We start from the raw sequence: 18,883 nt of genomic DNA, 5'->3' as shown, positions 1-18,883 counted from the left end.
GGAGAACCATCCCAGGGTTGTCGTGACGGCCACCGCCGGACGGCAACGCACCCCCCGCATTGAGGAGCAAGCCTTGATCATTTCCGACGAATCCCCCACAGCCAACGCCGCCGTTCCCGTCCCCGGACGGTACGTGGTCGTCTTTGCCGACCCGCACCCCTCCGCCGGGGAGAGGTTCGGCGCCCGCACGCTCCAGGAGGAGGTGCCGACCATGCTGGAACGGGAGGGCTTCTCGCTGGACACCTACTTCCCGCGCCTCGGGGTGGCTGTCGTGGGCGGGGAATCAGCCCAGCTCGGTGAACTGCAGGCCCGCTGCGATTCGCGCAACATGCCGCTGAGGATCGTCCCGGAACTGATGTACCACATCCTCTCGAGCCCGGCCCCGGAGCCGGGCATTGCTGCGGGACCGCCCTTCGCGGACAACGACGAACTGACCTGGGGCCTGCAGGCGGTGCGCGCCCAGGAGTCCGGCTACACCGGACGGGGCATTCGCGTTGCGGTGCTGGACACCGGTTTTGACGCCGGACACCCGGATTTCGCCGGACGCGACGTCACCACCATGTCCTTCATCGAGGGCGAGGATTCCCACGACGGGCACGGCCACGGCACCCACTGCATCGGAACCGCCTGCGGACCGCGCCCGTTGCCGGGAGCCAGGGCCTACGGCGTGGCCCCGGAGGCTTCCATCTTCGCCGGCAAGGTGCTCAGCAACGAGGGTTCGGGTTCCGATACCGGGATCCTCGCCGGCATCGACTGGGCCCTGCAAAACGACTGCCACATCATCTCGATGTCGCTGGGGGCCGACGTGCGGGAGGTCCACCCGCCCTATGTCGCCGCCGGCCACCGTGCCCTGGAGCGCGGGACCCTCATCGTCGCCGCGGCCGGCAACAACGCCCGTCGGTCGGCGGGCAACCCGGGATTCGTCGGCGCACCGGCCAACAGCCCCTATATCCTGTCCGTCGCCGCACTTGACGAAAACCTGCTCGTCGCCGACTTCTCGGCCCGCACGCTGCCGGGCCGAGGTGGCCAGGTCGATGTCTCCGGTCCCGGAGTGAAGGTCTATTCCTCCTGGCCCGGTGCCCAGCGGTACAACACCATCAGCGGCACGTCGATGGCTACCCCGCATGTTGCCGGCGTTGCGGCGCTCCTGTCCGAGGCCACCGGTTACCGGGGCAGGGAACTCTGGGCGGAACTCGTCCAGGAGTCCGAACGGCTCGAACAATTCTCCGTCGACGTCGGGGCGGGCCTGGCGCAAGCTCCGCCACCGGCCCGGGAGCAGGCACCTGCTCCGGCGCCCGAACCGGTGTCCGAACCGGTGTCCCGTGAACCTTCGGCGGAGGATGACGCATCTGAAAGCTTTTACGGCCATGGGTGATGACCCGGGGCAACAGCCCGCGGAAACCGTCGGCTACATCGTCACCGTGCAGAGCCAGTACCTGGGCCGGGTGAAGGAAGTCACCGGGCAGCTCGAATCGGCAGGCATGACGGTCGAAAGGGTGCTCGGCACGCTCGGCCAGATTATCGGCCGGGCCGAGGAATCCAAGCGCACGACGCTGGCCGGGTTGGAAGGCGTGCAATCCGTCGACCCGGAACGGCAGTTCCGCATCAACCCGCCGGATAGCGACATCCAGTAGCGCAGATGGGCCTGGAGACGCCGGGAACCGCGATGCGGAACCCTGGCCGCCTCGGGCGATTCCGCGACCTCCGGGGAGCCAAACCGCCCAAGTCACCGGAAAATGGCAAGAACCCCCGCTCCATTGCTGGAGCGGGGGTTCTTGTCGTCTACTTCAGGTGGATCAGTGATCCATCAAAAGTTCGTTCCTTAGGAACCGGCAAGCTTCTCGCGCAGTGCGGCGAGGGCCTCGTCGGATGCCAGGGTACCTGCCTCGGTTGCCGGAGCATCCGAGGAGTAGGACGAGGAAGCGGACTCGGCCGGAGCCGATTCTGCTGCAGCGTCGTCGGCAAGGTGCTGTGCAACCTGCTTCTTGTGGGCTTCCCAGCGGGTCTGGGCGTCAGCGTACTGCTGCTCCCAAGCCGAACGCTGGGTCTCGAAGCCTTCGAGCCACTCGTTGGTCTCCGGATCGAAGCCCTCCGGGTACTTGTAGTTGCCCTCTTCGTCGTACTCTGCGGCCATGCCGTAGAGAGCCGGATCGAATTCGGCACCTTCCGGATCGACGCCCTCGTTGGCCTGCTTGAGGGACAGCGAGATGCGGCGACGCTCGAGATCGATGTCGATGACCTTGACGAACAGTTCGTCGCCAACGGAGACGACCTGCTCTGCAAGCTCCACGTGGCGCACGGCCAGCTCGGAGATGTGCACGAGGCCTTCGATTCCGTCTTCGACGCGCACGAATGCACCGAACGGAACAAGCTTGGTGACCTTACCCGGAACAACCTGACCCAAAGCGTGGGTCCGGGCGAAGGTCTGCCACGGATCTTCCTGGGTGGCCTTGAGCGAGAGCGAAACACGCTCGCGGTCCAGGTCGACCTCGAGAACCTCGACGGTGACTTCCTGGCCAACTTCGACAACCTCGGACGGGTGGTCGATGTGCTTCCAGGACAGCTCGGAAACGTGGACGAGGCCGTCTACGCCGCCAAGGTCCACGAATGCACCGAAGTTGACGATGGAGGAAACGACGCCGGGACGAACCTGGCCCTTTTCCAGCTTGTTGAGGAACGTGGAGCGAACCTCGGACTGGGTCTGCTCGAGCCAGGCACGGCGGGAAAGAACAACGTTGTTGCGGTTCTTGTCCAGCTCGATGATCTTGGCTTCGATTTCCTGGCCGATGTACGGAGCCAGATCGCGCACACGGCGCATTTCGACGAGCGATGCCGGCAGGAAGCCGCGCAGGCCGATGTCGAGGATAAGGCCGCCCTTGACCACCTCGATGACGGTGCCGGTAACGACGCCGTCTTCTTCCTTGATCTTTTCGATGTCGCCCCAGGCACGCTCGTACTGAGCACGCTTCTTGGACAGGATCAAACGACCTTCCTTGTCCTCCTTGGTGAGGACGAGGGCCTCGACGTTGTCACCAACGGCGACAACGTCGCCCGGGTCAACATCGTGCTTGATGGAAAGTTCGCGGGAAGGAATGACACCTTCGGTCTTGTAACCGATGTCGAGCAGAACTTCGTCGCGGTCAACCTTGACGACGATGCCTTCGACGAGGTCGCCATCGTTGAAGTACTTGATGGTGGCGTCGACGGCAGCGAGGAAGTCTTCAGCAGAGCCAATGTCGTTGATTGCAACGACCGGGGCACTGGTCTTCTCGTTGGAGGTGATGGTCATGTAGTAGGGACTCCGATGTGGATAGTCTGTGTGAGTCGGTCAGCCGGAAGTCCCGGCATATTCCGAATTTAGAATGGGTGCGGGCACGGCAGTAGCCGAAACACGCCCCCTCAGTCTATTCCTCCGGACCCGCAGGGTCAAAACGGGAACCCACGTTCTTGTCAAGTCGACCCGGTCCCGTGTCAGGCGAAGGCCTCGGAAAGCTTCATGAGGCGCAATTTACTGGATTCCAGGGAATCCAGTAGGCGCGGCAGAGCCTTGGCAACGCCCGCCGCAGTGCCGGAGGACGGGCGGTTGAAATGGCCGATCCCCACGTCATGGGCTCCCAACAATGCGGTTTGGGCCGCGACGCCGGAGGCGGGGAACGTTGCGCCGGCATCCAGATTGACGGTGAAGTTCATCGGGACAACGCGCAGTTCCCGGCACATGGCGGCACCCAGAACGTCCATGTGGGCGGTGCCGGAACGGAAGAACCTGGCGTGGATCCCGAAGGTGTCGGCCAGATAGTGCTGGTTGCCCATGACCTCGTCGTATGCTTCGGCGATGGAGGCGGTACCGCGGATCCCGTACGCGGCCTGGCCCCTGCTGCCCAGGGGGCGTGCGAGGTGCCGTGGTTGGCTATTTCAAAGAGCGGGTCCGCAGCGAGTTCGCGCATCAGCGATATGTTGGCTGCGGCCCACCGGCGATTGACGAAAAGCGTGGCGGGAGCGCGATGCGCACGCAGCTCCTGGATCAGCCTGGCGTCGTAGCCTTCGCCATGGAGTCCCCCGCAGGCGTCGAAGGTGAGGGCAGCGCCGCGCGCCGCAGCGGGAAGGTCAAGTTGGATGCCATGGGCCTCCAGCCCGAACGAGCCCGCTGGTTTCCCTGCAAAGGCGGAAACCATCGCTTTCCGGCTGGGCACGGCCATGGGAGAGCTCCGCACCGGGGCCGGGGCCGGGCCGGGCGCCGAAGCGGAGGGGGAAGCAGCAGGCGCGGGGCCGGTTCCGGGCAGGGATTCCGGGTCAACGGCGCATGAGGCCAGGAAGGAAGTGCCCATCCCGACAAGTGCAGCGAGCATGGTGCGGCGACCCACTTGGGGGTCATTGGAAACCAGGTTGGTCATATATCTAGAAATCCGCCTGGCAGTAGGGAATCGTCGAGGTGGCGAACAGGGAATCGAGGGTCCGGACGGCACCGGGAACATGGATCTTGAGCACACCGGCCTGGGCCAGGTGCGCCGCGCTGAACCCGCCGAGGTAAAGCGAGGCAAGGTCGCGGACATCCACGCTCACCTCTGGTTCACCATCGTCCGGGAGCCGGCGCACGTCGGCCGTCAAATCCTCGACGCGCAGTTCCCAGGTTCCATCGGCCATGCCCAGGGAATCGTGCACGCGCAGCCGGATGTGGCCGTCGCCGGCGTAGGTGCGCGCCGCCAGCGCGGTCTCCAGGTCCAGGATCCGCAGCCACAGGTGGTCCCCGAGCGCGGTGGCCTTGTAGGCACGCGCGTTTTCCAGCGCTGTCGGCAACACGTCATCGACGGGTCCGCGTCCGGTGATCTTTTCCACCAGGTCGTGGGCACCGAGGTAGGCAACCAGCTCGCGGCGGGCGGCACCCGACGCGGTGCACATCTGGCCGATATCCATGGTGGGCGGGTCGACCTTCCACCCGGAAAACAGGTAGCTCATGAATCCGTCGGGCTTGCCTTCCGCGTCCAGGTGCAGGGCTGCACGCAGGTTCTTGACCGGCTTGAGCGAGTCGTAGTCCTCCCACTGGCCAGCGGCCTGGCCCACGTCGAACTGGGTGGCGCTGATGGAACCAAGGGTGTGGGCGTGGGCCGCGGCAAAGATGGCAGGGGCGTACTTCTTCAGCTCCTCCGGGGCAACGGCAACGACGCTGCCCTCAGGCTCGACGCGCAGCGACGCGCCCTGCCGGGTCTTGAGCGTGTAGCGGGCACGCTGGGTGGCGCGGCCGAAGCCGAAGCGGCCGTAGATGGTGGCTTCGGAGGCGGTCAGCGCCGCAAACACCGCGCCCGACTCGCGGGCCGTGGACAGGTCGAGGGTGATCATCCGGCGCAGCAGGCCGCGGCGACGGTGCGTGGGACTGACGGTGACCGAGGTGATCTGGTGCACCGGCATCAGGTTTCCCCCACCGATGTTCAGCGTTCCGGGGAAGGCGGCGTAGGTGGCGACGGGAGCCGCTGCGTGCAGCGAGGGCTGCACCGCAGAGTCGTCGTAGACGGCGGTGAACGTGGTGTTGTCGGCGATTTCCAGCCCCGCCAGGATCTGCAACTCGTCGGCATCCAACTGGGATTCATGGAATCCGCGGCTGACCGCCTTCAGGAATTCGACGGTCGCAGCGGACGGTGCACCGTCGACGAGCTCGGGCTCGAATCTTTCAATGCGAATCGTGGCATCTTCACTCATGATCGTGGCGTTTGCTTCCTGGTGTCGGGGGGCAGGGCAGGCGTTGGCGTGGAGCTAGAATCCGTTGATGGCGTGGGGTACGCCCGGCAGATCCAGCAGTTCGGACAATGCGGCCGGTTCCACCGGCCGGGCGCGTTCGGTGGGTTCCAGCAGCCCGGCGGAGACCAGGTCCCCGATCCCGCAGGCGCCGAGCAGCAGCGGGCCCAGGGCAACTGCACCGCAGGAGAAGTCGGCCGGTCCGTCCTCGTCCAGTTCGGTGATCTTCGCCCGCCCGTCGCGGATCGCAAAGGCGTAGGACCCGGCAACCAGGCCCTGCGGGTCGGCGACGCGCAACGTGAAGGTCCCGGATCCGCGGTACTCCCGCGCGGTGAAAGCCGCGGGGACGTCCAGCACGCGCACCCACAGGCAGTGTTCGCGTCCGGTGTAGCTGACCCGCGAGGGGTCCTCCAGCGCCCAGCCCAGCGGGTCGTTTGCGGCGGCGAAGGGATGGCTGATGCGCTCGATCAAATCGACGCTGGACAGGAAACGGAAGATCTCGCGCCGGGCCACCTCGGTGGTGGCCACCAGGTCGCGGACGTTCAGCGTGAAGGGCTTGGAATCCCAACCGGCAAACACGTACGTCACGTATCCCTGGATCTCCCCCGCCGCATCCAGGTACACGGCGGCACGCAGCTTCGGATCGGGGTCCGGCCCCTCCTGGCCCCAGCGTGCAGTGGCATGGCGGAGATAGGCTGCCTGGCGCCCGACCGAGCCGCGGCGGGATGCGTGGAACGCCTCGAAGACGCGCCCGGCGACTGGGCCCAGCGCATGCGGCGGAACCTGCAGCACCGATCCGCTGGCCGCTGCGTGGAAGCGCACGTCCCCGCGCACATCCAGGTGCAGCGTTTGCTGCTCGGTGACCCGGCCGAAGCCGAACCTGCCGTAGATCGTCGCCTCGGACGCGGTCAGGGCGGCCACGGGGTAACCCGCGGCCTTGGCCCGGGCGAGGTCCCCGGTCATCAGTTCACGCAGGATGCCGCGGCGGCGGTGCGTGGGACGGACCGTGACCATGGTGACCAGGTGCGCGGGGACCAGGCCCGCCCCGATGTTCAGCGTCTTGGCGAAACTGGCGTAGGTGGCCACCGGCACCAGAGGGTCCACCAAATCGGCGGGCAGGGAATCGTCGTAGACCCCGGTGAGCACCCGCGCATCGACCTCGTGGGCTTGGAACAACTGTTCCACCTGGTCCGCCGTGGCGGGCTGCTGGTGGAACCCCTCCCGGCCCGTGTTCAGCCAGGCCTCATACGCGGCCGTTGCCGCGCCGGTCTCGGCACGGCGGGCCAGCGGGACGTTCTCGCTGCGCAGGGACCGGGGGAACATCAGTGCCCGGCGTCCTGCCATGACGTGCCGATGCCCACGTGCACATCCAGGGGCACCTTGAGCTCCGCGGCGGCGCCCATTCTTTCCCGCACGATCTTTTCGACTTTTTCCAGTTCGCCGGCGGCGACCTCGAGGACGAGTTCGTCATGGACCTGCAGCAGCATGCGGGATTTCAGGCCGTCTTCGGCCAGGCCTTCCTCGACGCCGAGCATCGCCCGCTTGATGATGTCGGCGGCCGAGCCCTGGATCGGGGCGTTCAGCGCCGCGCGCTCGGCGATGTCGCGCAGCTGGCGGTTGTCGCTGGCCAGCTCCGGCAGGTAGCGGCGGCGCCCGAAGATGGTCTCGGTGTAGCCGTCCTTGCGTGCCTGGTCCACCACGGCGCGCAGGTAGTCGCGCACCGCACCGAAGCGCGAGAAGTAGTCCTTCATCAGCGTGCGCGCCTCGTCAACGGAGATCTTCAGCTGCTTGGACAGGCCGAAGGAGCTCAAGCCGTAGGCCAAGCCGTAGCTCATGGCCTTGACCTTGGAGCGCATTTCGTTGGTGACCTCGGCAGGTTCGACGTTGAAGACGTGCGAGCCGACGAAGCGGTGCAGGTCCTCGCCGTCCTGGTAGGCCTGGATCAGGCCCTCGTCCTCGGAGAGATGCGCCATGATGCGCATTTCGATCTGCGAGTAGTCGGCGGTCAGCAGCGTCTCGTAGCCCTCGCCCACCACGAAGACCTCGCGGATGCGCCGGCCCTCCTCGGAACGGACCGGGATGTTCTGCAGGTTCGGGTTCAGCGATGACAGGCGCCCGGTGGCAGCGACGGTCTGTGCGTAGGTGGTGTGGATGCGGCCGTCGGAAGCAACGGCCTTGCGCAGGCCCTCGACGGTCTGGCGCAGCTTGGTCGCGTCGCGGTAGGCCATCAACGCGACAAGGAACGGGTGCCCGGTCTTGACCAGGAGGTCCTGCAGGGACTCGGCGTCGGTGGTGAAGCCGGTCTTGATCTTCTTGGTCTTGGGAAGGTCGAGTTCCTCGAAGAGGACAACTTGCAGCTGCTTGGGGCTGGAGAGGTTGACCTCGTGGCCGATGGCGCCGTAGGCCTCTTCGGTGGCCCGGTTGATGGTCACGGTGAAGTCTTCGTAGAGGCCGTCGAGCTTGGTGGTGTCGATGGCGATGCCGGCCATTTCCATGCGTGCCAGGATCAGGGACAGCGGCATTTCGAGCTCCTTGAGCAGGGCATCTCCCCCGCGCTCCACGAGCATGCCGGCCAGGTGCTGGCTCAACTCGCGCACCGCGTGGGCGGCGCGGACCGCCGGGGTGGCAAGATCCGGGCCCTCGAAGTCCAAGGCCAGCTGGCCGCTGGCCGGTGCCTTGGAATCGTCCAGCGAGATGCGCAGGTGCTGCTGGGCGATGTCCGGCAGGTCGTGGCTACGGCGGTCGGGCTGGATCAGGTAGGCGGTGATCATGGTGTCGTCGGTGACTCCCGCCAGTTCAAGGCCGCGGTTCTTGAGCATCTTGTAGGTGCCCTTGAAGTCGTGCACGGCCTTGGAGTGGCTGACCGAGGACAGCACCTTGGCCAGTGCCTGCTCGGTTTCCCCGTCAATCTCCTCGAGGGAGACGTAGGCGGTGGCGTCCTTGGAGGCGAAAGCCAGCCCGACCACGTCGGTGCCGCCGACGCCCCCGACGGTGGCCGCGTGCACGCCCAGCAGCTGCGCTCCGTGAGCGGCGAACCATGCCTCGAGCGCCGCTGCGTCGCCGAGCATCTCGTGGGCGGGGATCTCGGCTTCCTCGGCGGCATCCTGCGGATCATCACCGAAAAGGTCGAAGAGTCGCTTGCGCAGGGTGTTGAACTGCAGGGCGTCGAAAAGTTCTTCGACGGCCTCGCGGTTGGGTCGATCCAGGATCATGGCCTCGAGGGCAACCGGCAGCTCGAGGTCACGCAGCAGGTGGTTCAGGCGGCGGTTGCGGGTGACGTTGTCCACGTGTTCGCGCAGCGAGTCGCCGACCTTGCCCTTGATGGCATCGATGTTTTCCAGGATGCCCGGCAGCCCGCCGTAAAGATTGATCCACTTGGCGGCGGTCTTCGGTCCCACCCCGGGCACGCCCGGGAGGTTGTCGGCGGTTTCGCCGACCAGTGCCGCGAGGTCCGAATACTGTTCGGGACGTACGAAGTACTTCGCCTCGACGGCATCCCCGTCCATCGGCGGGATGTCGGAGATCCCCTTCTTGGGGTAGAGCACCAGGGTTTTTTCGGTGATCAGCTGGAAGGCGTCACGGTCACCGGAGACCACCAGCACGTCCAGGCCGGCGGCTTCGCCCTGTGCGGCAAGGGTGGCGATGATGTCATCGGCCTCATAGCCGTCCATGGTGATGGTGGGGATGTTCATGGCTTCCATGACCTTTTGGATCAGGTCGATCTGCCCGTAGAACTCTTCGGGCGTCTTGTTGCGCCCGCCCTTGTATTCGGTGTACTCCAGTGAGCGGAATGTGGGGGTGTCCAGGTCGAACGCCACGGCCACGTGGGTGGGCTTCTGCTGGCGGATCATCGTCAGCAGCATCGACACGAAGCCATGCACCGCGTTGGTGTGCTGTCCGGTGTCGGTTGCAAAGTTTTCCGCCGGCAATGCATAGAAGGCACGGAAGGCCATGGAGTGCCCGTCAATGACGAGCAGGCGCTGGGGTTCGGTTGCCACAAGTTTGGTTGATTCGCTCACAGGTGCCAGCCTAGTTGGCATGGGCAATAAATTCACTCAAGACAACGCAGCGGCCATCGAGACATCTGGCACCTTTGCCGCCAACGGGGCGCACCCGGTCAATCCCTTTGCCCGTCAGCTCTTCGAACACGGGGTACCCGAGGCGATGTGGCCGATGCTTGCAAGCCACGGCGTGGGGACCCTGGTGGAGAAGCTGGGCATCCACTTCACGGAGATCACCCGCGACCGCGTGGTTGCCACCATGCCGGTGGAAGGCAACCAGCAGGTCGCAGGAATCCTTCACGGAGGCGCCTCGGTGGCCTTGGCCGAGACCCTTGGTTCCTTCGCCGCGGCGGTACATGGCAAGGGCGAAAAGAAACCGGTCGGGGTGGATATTTCCGCCACCCACCACAGGGCAGGGGTCACCGGCCTGGTGACCGGGGTCTGCACGCCGATCCACCTGGGGCGCACGCTGACCACCCATGAAATCGTCATCAGCGATGATGCGGGAAGGCGCCTGTGCACCTCCCGCATCACCAACATGCTGCTTGATGGCTGATCAGGCGGCGGGCCAGGCTCCGCAACGCATTCTCTGCCACGGAGCCACCGGAAGCGGCAAAACCACGCTCGCCCGGGATCTTGGCCGCATCCTGCGGATGCCGGTGCATTACGTGGATGACGAGTTCGGGTGGCTGCCGGGCTGGGTGCAGCGAGACCAGTCGGAGCAGAAGGCTCTCGCGCTGGAGGCTGCCACCGCCCCGCAGTGGATCTTCGATTCGGCATACGGGCCTTATCGCCAGGACATCATTGGCCGCTCCGACCTCGTCGTATGCCTCGATTATCCCCGCGCCCTGTCGCTGTATCGGCTTCTGGTGCGAACAGTGAAGCGGATCAAGCACCGCGAATCGGTGTGCAACGGGAACTTTGAGACCTGGGGAAGGACGCTTGACCGGGACTCCATCGTACTTTGGCACCTCAAGAGCTTCGGTCCGAAGCGCCGGCAGATGCGCGAGCTGGAATCCGCACTGGGGGCCGAACGAGTCAAGCGGTTCTCCCGTCCCCGGGAGACCAGGCGGTGGCTGGCCGAGCTGGAGGCACGCTCGAGTGGGTTGCGGTCCTAGTAGTCGCGGTCCTGGCCCGGGGATTTTTTCACCATGAACCTGGTCTCGCGGATCCCGCCCGGATACTCGCACGTGTACGTGGGATCGAGCTTGGCGGTGCCACGCATGGCAAAGAGCGGGCGCCCGCCGCCGAGCAGGACGGGCATGGAGTAGAGCAATATCTCGTCCAGGAGCCCCTCGTCAACGAATTGCCCGGCCAGCGAGCCGCCGCCCACCACCCAGACGTCCTTTCCGTTGGCACTGCGTGCGATGTCCCCCGCCCATTCGGTCACGTCCCCGCGCACAAAGGTCAGGTCCGCGCCCGGGAACGCAGCCAGTTCCCGGTGAGCGAAGACCCACACCGGAAGCCCCTCGTAGGGCCACTTGTCGCGCACTTCGTTGAGCATCCAGGAATAGGTGTCCGCCCCCATGGCGATTGCGCCGATCTCCTGCATGAATGCATCGTAGCTTTCGGCTTGCCCGGCGAATCCGTCAAAGTCCATGAGCCAGTCGAGTCGTTCGTTTTCATCGGCGATGTAGCCATCCGTCGAGGCCGCCACGAAATACCTAAATTGCGTCATGATGCCCATCCTAACCACGCAACGGCCCGCCGCCGAAGGAATCCGCACCGGGTCGGTGTGGTCCGGAAGCCGAGTCAGTGGGCTTAAACGGCTTTCGCCCTCTCGGATCATTGGTTCCGGGAGGGCGAAAGTGCGATGCGGTTTTGCCTAGGCGCCGAGGATCCTTGCGCTGAGCGAGGGCACGATGAGAATGATGCCGAAGATGACGACCAGGCCGCACAGCGCAAAGCAGCCGTAGGCCGCAAGCCTGGCCGGCATGGCGGAGCGTTGGGCGTCCTCGCCCACGGCGAGCATGCGCACGCCCAGCGAGTAGGCGCCGACGATGAAAAGCGCAGAGGCCCACGTGATGACGGCGACGATCAGGAATGCATCCCACTGAATTGCCATTACTTGACCTCCTGCTTGATCTTGGCGCGCTCCATCTTGCGACGCTCCTTCTTGGTGGGGATGTTCACTGCCGCGCCGGAGACATCAACATCGCTGATCGCGTTGTGGTGGCCCACGAGTTCACGGCGCGAAAGGACCCAGATCACCAACAGGGAGCCAACTCCCAAAACGGTCACGATGACCAGTCCGCCGGTGCCGAAGTGGGCAAGCCCGGCGGCAGCGGCGCCGATGATCCCGGCCGCGGGGAGCGTGAAGAGCCAGCCCACTGCGATGCGTCCAGCTGTTCCCCAACGGACTTCCGCTCCCTTGCGGCCCAGTCCGGAACCGATCACGGATCCGGAGGCGACCTGCGTCGTCGACAGGGCGAAGCCCAGGTGCGAAGAGGTCAGGATGGCTGCGGCGGTGGAGGTCTCGGCGGCAAAGCCCTGGGCGGGCTTGACGTCGGTCAGGCCCGAACCCATGGTGCGGATGATGCGCCAGCCGCCCATGTAGGTGCCCAGCGCGATGGCCAGTGCACAGGTCGCGATGACCCAGAAGTGCGGGCCGGTGCCTGCATCCTGCAGGCCCGAGGCCACCAGGGTCAGGGTGATGACACCCATGGTCTTCTGGGCGTCGTTGGTGCCGTGTGCCAGGGCCACGAGCGAGGAGGAGAAGATCTGTCCGTAGCGGAATCCTCCGCGCTTCGGGGAAGCGAGGCCGGATTGGCGCTTGGTCGCCGAGTAGGCAAGCTTGGTGCACAGATACGCCGAGGTTCCCGCGATCACGGGAGCGACCAGTGCCGGGAGCAAGACCTTGGACATCAGCACGTTGTAGTCAATGGCACCGAAGCCGGCACCGACGATCGCTGCACCAATCAGTCCACCAAAGAGTGCATGGGAGGAGCTGGACGGGAGACCCAGCAGCCAGGTGACCATGTTCCAGACGACGGCGCCCATCAGGCCGGCGAAGATCATGGCCGGCATGATTTGCACGCCGGTCTCCCCGCCCTCCTTGATGATGCCGCCGGAGATGGTCTTGGCGACTTCTGTTGAAAGGAAAGCACCAACAAGGTTGAGGACCGCTGCTAGCGCGACCGCGGCCTTGGGCTTGATTGCACCGGTTGCGATCGGCGTGGCCATCGCATTCGCGGTGTCGTGGAAGCCGTTGGTGAAATCAAAGAACAGGGCAAGTGCAATGACCAGGACGACGATAAGCGTCAGATCCATGTATAAACCAATCGTGGGATTGCGGGCGAGGGCCGAGTCGCGCTGGCTACTCCGAAGTCCCGCATTGTTTGCCCAATGTTGGGGTTCCGTTCACCTAAGTCGCAGATTCATCATATGGCCTGCTCCGATCTAGTCAATTTCCCCGGGAGGGGTTCGGCACACCACAGGCGCCCGTGGTTAGGCACTGCGCGGGGGCAGTGCCGCTTCAACGTGAGCGACTTCACGCGCGGCGTGTCCCGGCCCGGTGTGGGCACGGAGCCTTCGGGCCCACACCGGCAATGACGAAGAGCGATGGAGATGGTTCAGGTGTTTTGGTGCGCGAATCGGCGCGGAGCCGTAAGCTCGTTCAATGGCCAGATTCTTTGACGTACACCCCGATAACCCGCAGCCACGTGCGATTGCACAGGCCGTGGAGCTGATACGCGATGGCGGGCTGATCGCCTACCCGACCGATTCCTGCTATGCGTTGGGAGCCCAGATCGGCAACCACGCGGCGCTGGACCGGATCCGGACGATTCGCCAAGTCGGCGACAAGCACCACTTCACGCTGGTCTGCAAGGACTTTGCCCAGCTGGGCCAGTACGTGGAGGTAAACAACCAGGTGTTCCGCAACATCAAGGCGGTCACCCCGGGCAGCTATACGTTCATCCTCCCGGCGACCAAGGAGGTGCCGCGGCGCCTCATGCATGCCAAGAAAAAAACGATTGGCGTGCGCATCCCCGATAATCCGGTGGTGCGCGCCTTGCTGGAGGAGCTCGGCGAGCCAATTCTCTCCAGCACGCTGTTGCTTCCGGGCGATGAGGATCCGATGACCCAGGGATGGGAAATCAAGGAAGCGCTGGACCACGTGGTCGAAGGCGTCATTGATTCGGGGGAATGCGGCATCGAGCCGACCACCGTGGTCGACTACTCCAGCGGCGAGGCCGTCATTGCCCGCGTGGGACTGGGCGATCCCTCTCGCTTCGAATAACGAGGAGTCTGGGCGTCGCTAGACGGCGTTCCCGTGCACATCGGTGAGATTGCAAACCAACTGCCAGAGGTGGCCGTCGGGATCGGCAAAGGTGCCAACATACTGCATCCGGCCACTGACGTGCTTGATCTCATGGGGAGCAAATGACTTCCCGGCCGATCCGGCAACGGCGGCAAGGATGTCGTCGACCTCTGCCACGGTGCTGATGGCACAGCTAAGGAAGGCGTCGGTGGCAGGAACAGGAAGCAACGGCGTGCGCATGGCTTCACGCGAGTACTTCGTGAACGCCTCGGTCTCGGCCAGGAAGATCGTCATCCCCGGCATTTCCAGGCAAACCATGCCCATGGCCGGCTTCGCGCCCTCAATACCCACAACGTCGCGGTAAAAGGCCAGCGAACGCCCGGCATCCGCCACGGCCAGGCTCAGGACTACACCTTGGGTTTTCATCGGGTTTCGGTTTCCTTCCACGCGGCTTAACTGTTCTCGAGTCCATTATTCATCGGAAGGACTGCGGGGACCTGTGCACAATCCCCCACGAGGCTTCCCAGGTCTCGCCCGGAGCCAGCCAGCGCAGGCCCATCCCGTTGTTGAAGGCATTTGCCGGCGCGGTCATCGGCTCCAGGGCGACGGCACGCACCGGTCCCCCGGTACCCGGGAACGCCGGGGCGGTGAACACCTGGATGAACTCGAAATTCGCGTCCATGTGCAGTTCCACCCGGCTCCCGTCGGGTGCCTGCAGGCCGTGCTTGCTGCTTCCGTCGGCTTCGAAGCGCAACCCTGTCCACGTGTCGTCAAGGAAGTCGTCATTCAGCAGACGTCCGTCCCGGTAGTCAAGCCTGGTCCCGGGGACCGGCACCTGTTCGCCGGTGGGAATCATCGAGCCGTCGACTTCCAAATGCCGTTCGGCGTTGACGATTAGCTTCAGGTCGCCGGCCGGCGTATCCCCAAGACGCAGGTAGGGGTGGGCGCCCACGGCCGCCGGTGCCGGGCGGTCACCGACGTTTTCCAGTCTGTGGGTGACGTGGAGTCCGGATGCCACCAACTCGTAGTGCACCGACGTGGCCAGTTCGAAGGGGTACCCCGGCGCGGGCGAAATAACCGCCGCCAGCAGCACACTGCCTTCGGTGCGTTCGATCTGACGGTAGCTGTGATGCCGCAATAGGCCGTGGATGGCGTTGCCGCGGGCCGGCTCCGTGATCGCAAGCTGCTCATCATGTCCCCGGTAGGACCATGCACCCCCGGCCACCCGGTTGGGCCACGGCACCAGCACAATGCCGGCAGCCGAGGGGGCCGAGATCTCCTGCGGATAGTCCTGGACGAGTTCAACCCCGTTGACGACCAGCCTGCGCAGCGACGCACCAATCTGGTTCACCACGGCCCGCTGGCTGTTGCCGTCAATGATGCCGGAGAGTTCGAATTGTTCACCCATCGGGGAATCCGGGTTTGGCACGGTTGCCCTTTCGTCGTGACAGCTTGCTGCCATTGCTTCTGGAGTGCGGCCTATCGATGCAACCTGATTTCGGCGTCCGGGGGGCAACGAAAACGGGGCCGTGGGAACCATCAAGTGGTTCTCGCGGCCCCGTATGGTGCGTCGCTTGGGAACGGCTACTTGACCTGGTCGATGACGGTCTCTGCCACTTCACGCATGGACAGGCGGCGATCCATTGAGGTTTTCTGGATCCAGCGGAATGCCTCCGGCTCGGTCAGACCCATCTTGGTCGTCAGCAGGCTCTTGGCGCGCTCGACCAGCTTGCGGGTCGCGAACTGCTCGGTGAGGTCTCCGACTTCCTTTTCAAGGGCACGGATTTCCTCGTGGCGGGAAATAGCGATCTCGATGGCGGGGACCAGGTCTGCCGGGGTGAACGGCTTGACGACGTAGGCCATGGCACCTGCCTCGCGGGCACGTTCCACCAGCTCCTTTTGGCTGAAGGCGGTCAACAGCACCACTGGGGCAATCCGTTCCTTGACGATGGTCTCGGCAGCGGTGATGCCGTCCATGACCGGCATCTTGACGTCCATCAGCACGAGGTCCGGCTTGTGCTCCCGAGCCAGCTCGATGGCCTTTTCGCCGTTGTCAGCCTCGGCAACCACCTCGTATCCTTCCCCGCGAAGTATCTCGACAATGTCCAAGCGGATCAGGGTCTCGTCCTCGGCTACGATGACGCGGCGGGGTGCGCCGGTGTTGGGTTCGGCCGCAATTCGGGTAACTTCGGGCAGGTCGCTCATCGTGCTCCTTCAATCCCGGCGTGACCGGGGGCATCATCAGTACTCGGTTTCGTCGTTAAGCCTATCTGCATGTACAGTGGATAACCGCAAGGACGCGAGGATTTCAGCGCAAAGCAATTATCAGTTACGCTTATTCTCGCTGCTTCGAATTGTGCCCGCCCGAGTGGCGGAATGGTAGACGCGCTGCACTCAAAATGCAGTATCGAAAGGTGTGTGGGTTCGAGTCCCACCTCGGGCACAGGACGACCCCGATCCCTTATGTCATAAGGGATCGGGGTCTTTTTCTTTGGCCCGGGCCCGGCTCCTCCGAACTCCCCTTTCCTGCCGGGAGTTCAGTAAAAATGCAATCCCAAATGCATTTCCCCCTTTCGCCGCATGGCTCCGGAGCCATGCGTGAACACGTCGCCCAGGTGTTCGTCACGGCGGTGCTCCTCGGGACGCCTGTGGAGCCTGCTGGAGACATGTCCTGCGATCGCGGCCCGAAACCTGCCGCAGCCAGGAGCGCTCGAGGCCAAACTGCGCATCGACGATGAGGTTGTCACGGCGAAACACCCGATGGTTAGGCTTGAATCGTTCACGCCCAATTCGCCCCCACGCACCGATAGGACCACGATGCCCAGCGCAGTCATCTTGATTCGCTCCCAGCAGCTCAGCAATGTTGCGCAATATGCCTACGCCGCGACGGCGCCGGCCAATGCACGACTGATTTTCCTGGCAGGTTCTTGCCCGCTCAACCACGATGGAAGCACCGCCGGAATCGGGGACTACGCGGCCCAGACGGCCAAATGCATCGAGAACATGAAAATCGCCTTGGAAGCGGCCGGAGCAGGCCTGCCCGATGTCATCTCCACGCGCGTGCTGGTTGCCTCCTCAAGGCAAAAGGACCTCGTGGCGGCGTGGGAGGTCGTTCGTGCCGCATTTGGAAACCACGAGGTTCCCAGCACCCTGATGGGCACCACCGTCCTCGGATACGACCACCAGCTCGTGGAAATCGAGGCGGTCGCCGCCGTGCTGGACTGATACGGGCGCAAAGCACGAAGGCCGGACTCCCACCTCGATCCCCTAACGGGAACCGCGATGAAAATCCGGCCTTGGCTTGCCTGTACTAGATGGAGATGGCTTCGGAGCCCGCTACGTTCTCGGAGTCCCACGGCCCGACTTTCTCGCGTGCCGGCATCGGCTTGCCGTCACCGAGCTGGCCTGCATCTGCGAGGTCGCCGACCTTGTGGATGCGCAGCGAGTTGGTGGAGCCCGCCTGGCCTGGAGGGGAACCGGCCGCGATGCAGACAATGTCGTTGATCTCGGCAAGCCCTTCGGCCAGCAGTGCGCGGTCCACCTGCGCGGTCATCTTGTCCGTGTGGTCTGCGTATTCCACCAGGCGCGGCTGGATGCCCCACATCAGGGTCATGATGTTGTAGGTCTGTGGCAGCGGCGTAAACGCCAGCACCGGGCGCTTGGGGCGCAACCGGGACAGGCGTCGGGCCGAGTCGCCGGACTGGGTGAACGCCACAATGTACTTGGCGTCCAGCTGGTCGGCGATCTCCACGGCAGCGCGGGTGATCGCACCGCCGCGCGTCTTGGGCTTCGAGCCCAGGCGCGGGATGCGGTCCAACCCGTGAGTTTCCGTGGAGGCAATGATCCGGGACATGGTCTCGACGGTCTCGATGGGGTATTCGCCCACCGAGGTTTCGCCGGAAAGCATGACGGCATCCGCACCGTCAATGACGGCGTTGGCGCAGTCGGAGGCCTCGGCGCGGGTGGGCGTCGGGGACTCGATCATGGATTCGAGCACCTGCGTGGCAACGATGACCGGCTTGGCCCAGCGGCGGGCCAGTTCAATGGCACGCTTCTGCACCAGCGGGACCTCCTCGAGGGGAAGCTCCACACCCAGGTCGCCACGGGCAACCATGATCGCATCGAAGGCGTCGATGATTTCCTCGATCGCGTCGACAGCCTGGGGCTTCTCGATCTTCGCGATCACCGGAAGGCGACGGCCTTCCTCGTCCATGATCTCGTGCACGCGCTGGATGTCCGAGGCGTTGCGCACGAAGGACAGGGCGACCATGTCGACGCCGGCCCGGATGGCCCAGCGCAGGTCGTCCTCGTCCTTCTCGCTCAAGGCGGGAACGTTGACAGCGACCCCGGGGAGGTTGATGCCCTTGTTATTGGACACCTCCCCGCCCACCACTACCTCGGTGACGACCTTCTCGTCATCGACGGCGGTGGCGCGCAGGGCGACCTTGCCGTCGTTGATCAAGAGGACGTCTCCGACGTTGACGTCCTGGGGCAAGCCCTTGAACGTCGTGGAGCAGAAGGTGCCGTCGCCAAGCTCGTCGGCGATCACGATGGTGAAGGTGTCCCCCACGTGCAGCATGTGCTTGGCGTCGCCCACGAAACGGCCCAGCCGGATCTTGGGGCCCTGGAGGTCGGCAAAGATGCCGACCGGCCGGCCGAGCTCCTCGGCCGCTGCCCGCACGTTGCCGAGGTTCTCCGCGTGCATCGAGTGGTCGCCGTGGCTCATGTTCAAGCGTGCGACGTCAACACCCGCCTTGAGCACTGCCAATGTCTTGTCGTAGGTGCCGATCGCCGGGCCCCAAGTGGCCACAATCTTTGCGCGTCTCATACGGTTAGCCTATCTGCCTTTCCATTTCTCAGGTCGGGAAAACACCGCATAACGAGGTGCATCCGT

The 18,883-nt window shown here is 64.7% G+C and carries 18 protein-coding genes, 1 tRNA gene and 1 pseudogene; 7 read left to right on the top strand and 13 right to left on the bottom strand.

The genetic code is table 11. The features are described from left to right. Nucleotides 1-73 precede the first annotated feature (73 nt). The gene (locus ACIPUB_RS08640; protein WP_407606994.1) at nucleotides 74-1,375 is read left to right on the top strand and encodes a S8 family serine peptidase; all 1,302 of its coding nucleotides are present in this window, start codon (nucleotides 74-76) and stop codon (nucleotides 1,373-1,375) included. Beyond that, nucleotides 1,368-1,634, top strand: a complete 267-nt coding sequence (locus tag ACIPUB_RS08635) for a hypothetical protein (protein WP_407606993.1) — start codon at nucleotides 1,368-1,370, stop codon at nucleotides 1,632-1,634. The genes ACIPUB_RS08640 and ACIPUB_RS08635 overlap by 8 nt, the downstream gene beginning before the upstream one ends. Nucleotides 1,635-1,822: 188 nt before the next feature. Here ACIPUB_RS08635 and rpsA read toward each other — a convergent pair whose 3' ends face one another. The 6 genes and pseudogenes from rpsA to polA all read right to left on the bottom strand — a co-directional run bounded on the left by rpsA (nucleotide 1,823) and on the right by polA (nucleotide 9,680). Then, a complete protein-coding gene (gene rpsA / locus ACIPUB_RS08630; RefSeq protein WP_264269164.1) occupies nucleotides 1,823-3,289 on the bottom strand; it encodes a 30S ribosomal protein S1 in 1,467 nt (488 codons plus the stop codon). A gap of 182 nt (nucleotides 3,290-3,471) precedes the next feature. After that, a complete protein-coding gene (locus tag ACIPUB_RS08625) occupies nucleotides 3,472-3,810 on the bottom strand; it encodes a hypothetical protein (RefSeq protein ID WP_407607022.1) in 339 nt (112 codons plus the stop codon). A gap of 125 nt (nucleotides 3,811-3,935) precedes the next feature. Beyond that, a pseudogene (locus ACIPUB_RS08620) lies at nucleotides 3,936-4,172 on the bottom strand (polysaccharide deacetylase family protein); the annotation flags it as partial. Between the two features lie 223 nt (nucleotides 4,173-4,395). Beyond that, on the bottom strand, nucleotides 4,396-5,691 hold the full coding sequence (locus ACIPUB_RS08615) for a GNAT family N-acetyltransferase (RefSeq protein ID WP_407606992.1): 1,296 nt from the start codon (nucleotides 5,689-5,691) through the stop codon (nucleotides 4,396-4,398). A gap of 54 nt (nucleotides 5,692-5,745) precedes the next feature. Further along, on the bottom strand, nucleotides 5,746-7,071 hold the full coding sequence (locus ACIPUB_RS08610) for a GNAT family N-acetyltransferase (protein WP_407606991.1): 1,326 nt from the start codon (nucleotides 7,069-7,071) through the stop codon (nucleotides 5,746-5,748). Continuing rightward, the gene (polA, locus tag ACIPUB_RS08605; protein ID WP_407607020.1) at nucleotides 7,050-9,680 is read right to left on the bottom strand and encodes a DNA polymerase I; all 2,631 of its coding nucleotides are present in this window, start codon (nucleotides 9,678-9,680) and stop codon (nucleotides 7,050-7,052) included. The genes ACIPUB_RS08610 and polA overlap by 22 nt, the downstream gene beginning before the upstream one ends. A gap of 85 nt (nucleotides 9,681-9,765) precedes the next feature. Here polA and ACIPUB_RS08600 point away from each other — a divergent pair, with 85 nt between their 5' ends. Together ACIPUB_RS08600 and ACIPUB_RS08595 are read left to right on the top strand one after the other, a co-directional pair. Beyond that, nucleotides 9,766-10,284: a hotdog fold thioesterase gene (locus tag ACIPUB_RS08600; protein ID WP_407606990.1), complete on the top strand. Its 519-nt coding sequence runs from the start codon at nucleotides 9,766-9,768 to the stop codon at nucleotides 10,282-10,284. Further along, complete coding sequence (locus ACIPUB_RS08595) at nucleotides 10,277-10,846, top strand: adenylate kinase (protein WP_407606989.1); 570 nt, start codon at nucleotides 10,277-10,279, stop codon at nucleotides 10,844-10,846. Before ACIPUB_RS08600 ends, ACIPUB_RS08595 begins: the two co-directional genes overlap by 8 nt. Here ACIPUB_RS08595 and ACIPUB_RS08590 read toward each other — a convergent pair. The 3 genes from ACIPUB_RS08590 to ACIPUB_RS08580 form a co-directional block, all read right to left on the bottom strand. Continuing rightward, entirely contained in the window at nucleotides 10,843-11,406 is a 564-nt protein-coding gene (locus ACIPUB_RS08590; protein WP_407606988.1) for a dihydrofolate reductase family protein, read from the bottom strand. The two genes, ACIPUB_RS08595 and ACIPUB_RS08590, sit on opposite strands and share 4 nt — an antisense overlap. Before the next feature lie 147 nt (nucleotides 11,407-11,553). Then, a complete protein-coding gene (locus tag ACIPUB_RS08585; RefSeq protein ID WP_407606987.1) occupies nucleotides 11,554-11,793 on the bottom strand; it encodes a hypothetical protein in 240 nt (79 codons plus the stop codon). Then, on the bottom strand, nucleotides 11,793-12,998 hold the full coding sequence (locus ACIPUB_RS08580) for an inorganic phosphate transporter (protein ID WP_407606986.1): 1,206 nt from the start codon (nucleotides 12,996-12,998) through the stop codon (nucleotides 11,793-11,795). Before ACIPUB_RS08580 ends, ACIPUB_RS08585 begins: the two co-directional genes overlap by 1 nt. Nucleotides 12,999-13,347: 349 nt before the next feature. Between ACIPUB_RS08580 and ACIPUB_RS08575 the strand changes: the two genes are divergently transcribed. Further along, the gene (locus ACIPUB_RS08575) at nucleotides 13,348-13,968 is read left to right on the top strand and encodes an L-threonylcarbamoyladenylate synthase (protein ID WP_407606985.1); all 621 of its coding nucleotides are present in this window, start codon (nucleotides 13,348-13,350) and stop codon (nucleotides 13,966-13,968) included. Nucleotides 13,969-13,986: 18 nt separating this feature from the next. On the opposite strand, the gene ACIPUB_RS08570 is transcribed toward ACIPUB_RS08575, so the two are convergent. From ACIPUB_RS08570 to ACIPUB_RS08560, 3 genes are all read right to left on the bottom strand, one after another. Next, nucleotides 13,987-14,415 (bottom strand): VOC family protein, encoded by a 429-nt coding sequence (locus ACIPUB_RS08570; RefSeq protein WP_407606984.1) that lies wholly within the window; start codon nucleotides 14,413-14,415, stop codon nucleotides 13,987-13,989. Between the two features lie 49 nt (nucleotides 14,416-14,464). Further along, the gene (locus tag ACIPUB_RS08565) at nucleotides 14,465-15,397 is read right to left on the bottom strand and encodes an aldose 1-epimerase family protein (protein ID WP_407606983.1); all 933 of its coding nucleotides are present in this window, start codon (nucleotides 15,395-15,397) and stop codon (nucleotides 14,465-14,467) included. A gap of 176 nt (nucleotides 15,398-15,573) precedes the next feature. Continuing rightward, nucleotides 15,574-16,194 (bottom strand): ANTAR domain-containing response regulator, encoded by a 621-nt coding sequence (locus ACIPUB_RS08560; RefSeq protein ID WP_264269177.1) that lies wholly within the window; start codon nucleotides 16,192-16,194, stop codon nucleotides 15,574-15,576. A gap of 157 nt (nucleotides 16,195-16,351) precedes the next feature. Here ACIPUB_RS08560 and ACIPUB_RS08555 point away from each other — a divergent pair. Both ACIPUB_RS08555 and ACIPUB_RS08550 read left to right on the top strand, forming a co-directional pair. Continuing rightward, nucleotides 16,352-16,432, top strand: a tRNA-Leu gene (locus ACIPUB_RS08555). Nucleotides 16,433-16,806: 374 nt separating this feature from the next. After that, nucleotides 16,807-17,214, top strand: coding sequence for a RidA family protein (locus ACIPUB_RS08550; RefSeq protein WP_407606982.1), 408 nt, complete (start codon nucleotides 16,807-16,809; stop codon nucleotides 17,212-17,214). Between the two features lie 85 nt (nucleotides 17,215-17,299). Here the strand turns inward: ACIPUB_RS08550 and pyk are convergent, their stop codons facing one another. After that, entirely contained in the window at nucleotides 17,300-18,817 is a 1,518-nt protein-coding gene (pyk, locus tag ACIPUB_RS08545) for a pyruvate kinase (RefSeq protein ID WP_407606981.1), read from the bottom strand. Between the last annotated feature and the right edge of the window lie 66 nt (nucleotides 18,818-18,883).

The sequence above is a fragment of the Paeniglutamicibacter sp. ORCA_105 genome, from assembly GCF_045798545.1.
GTDB lineage: Bacteria > Actinomycetota > Actinomycetes > Actinomycetales > Micrococcaceae > Paeniglutamicibacter > Paeniglutamicibacter sulfureus.
This window is presented reverse-complemented; position numbering and strand designations above follow the sequence as displayed.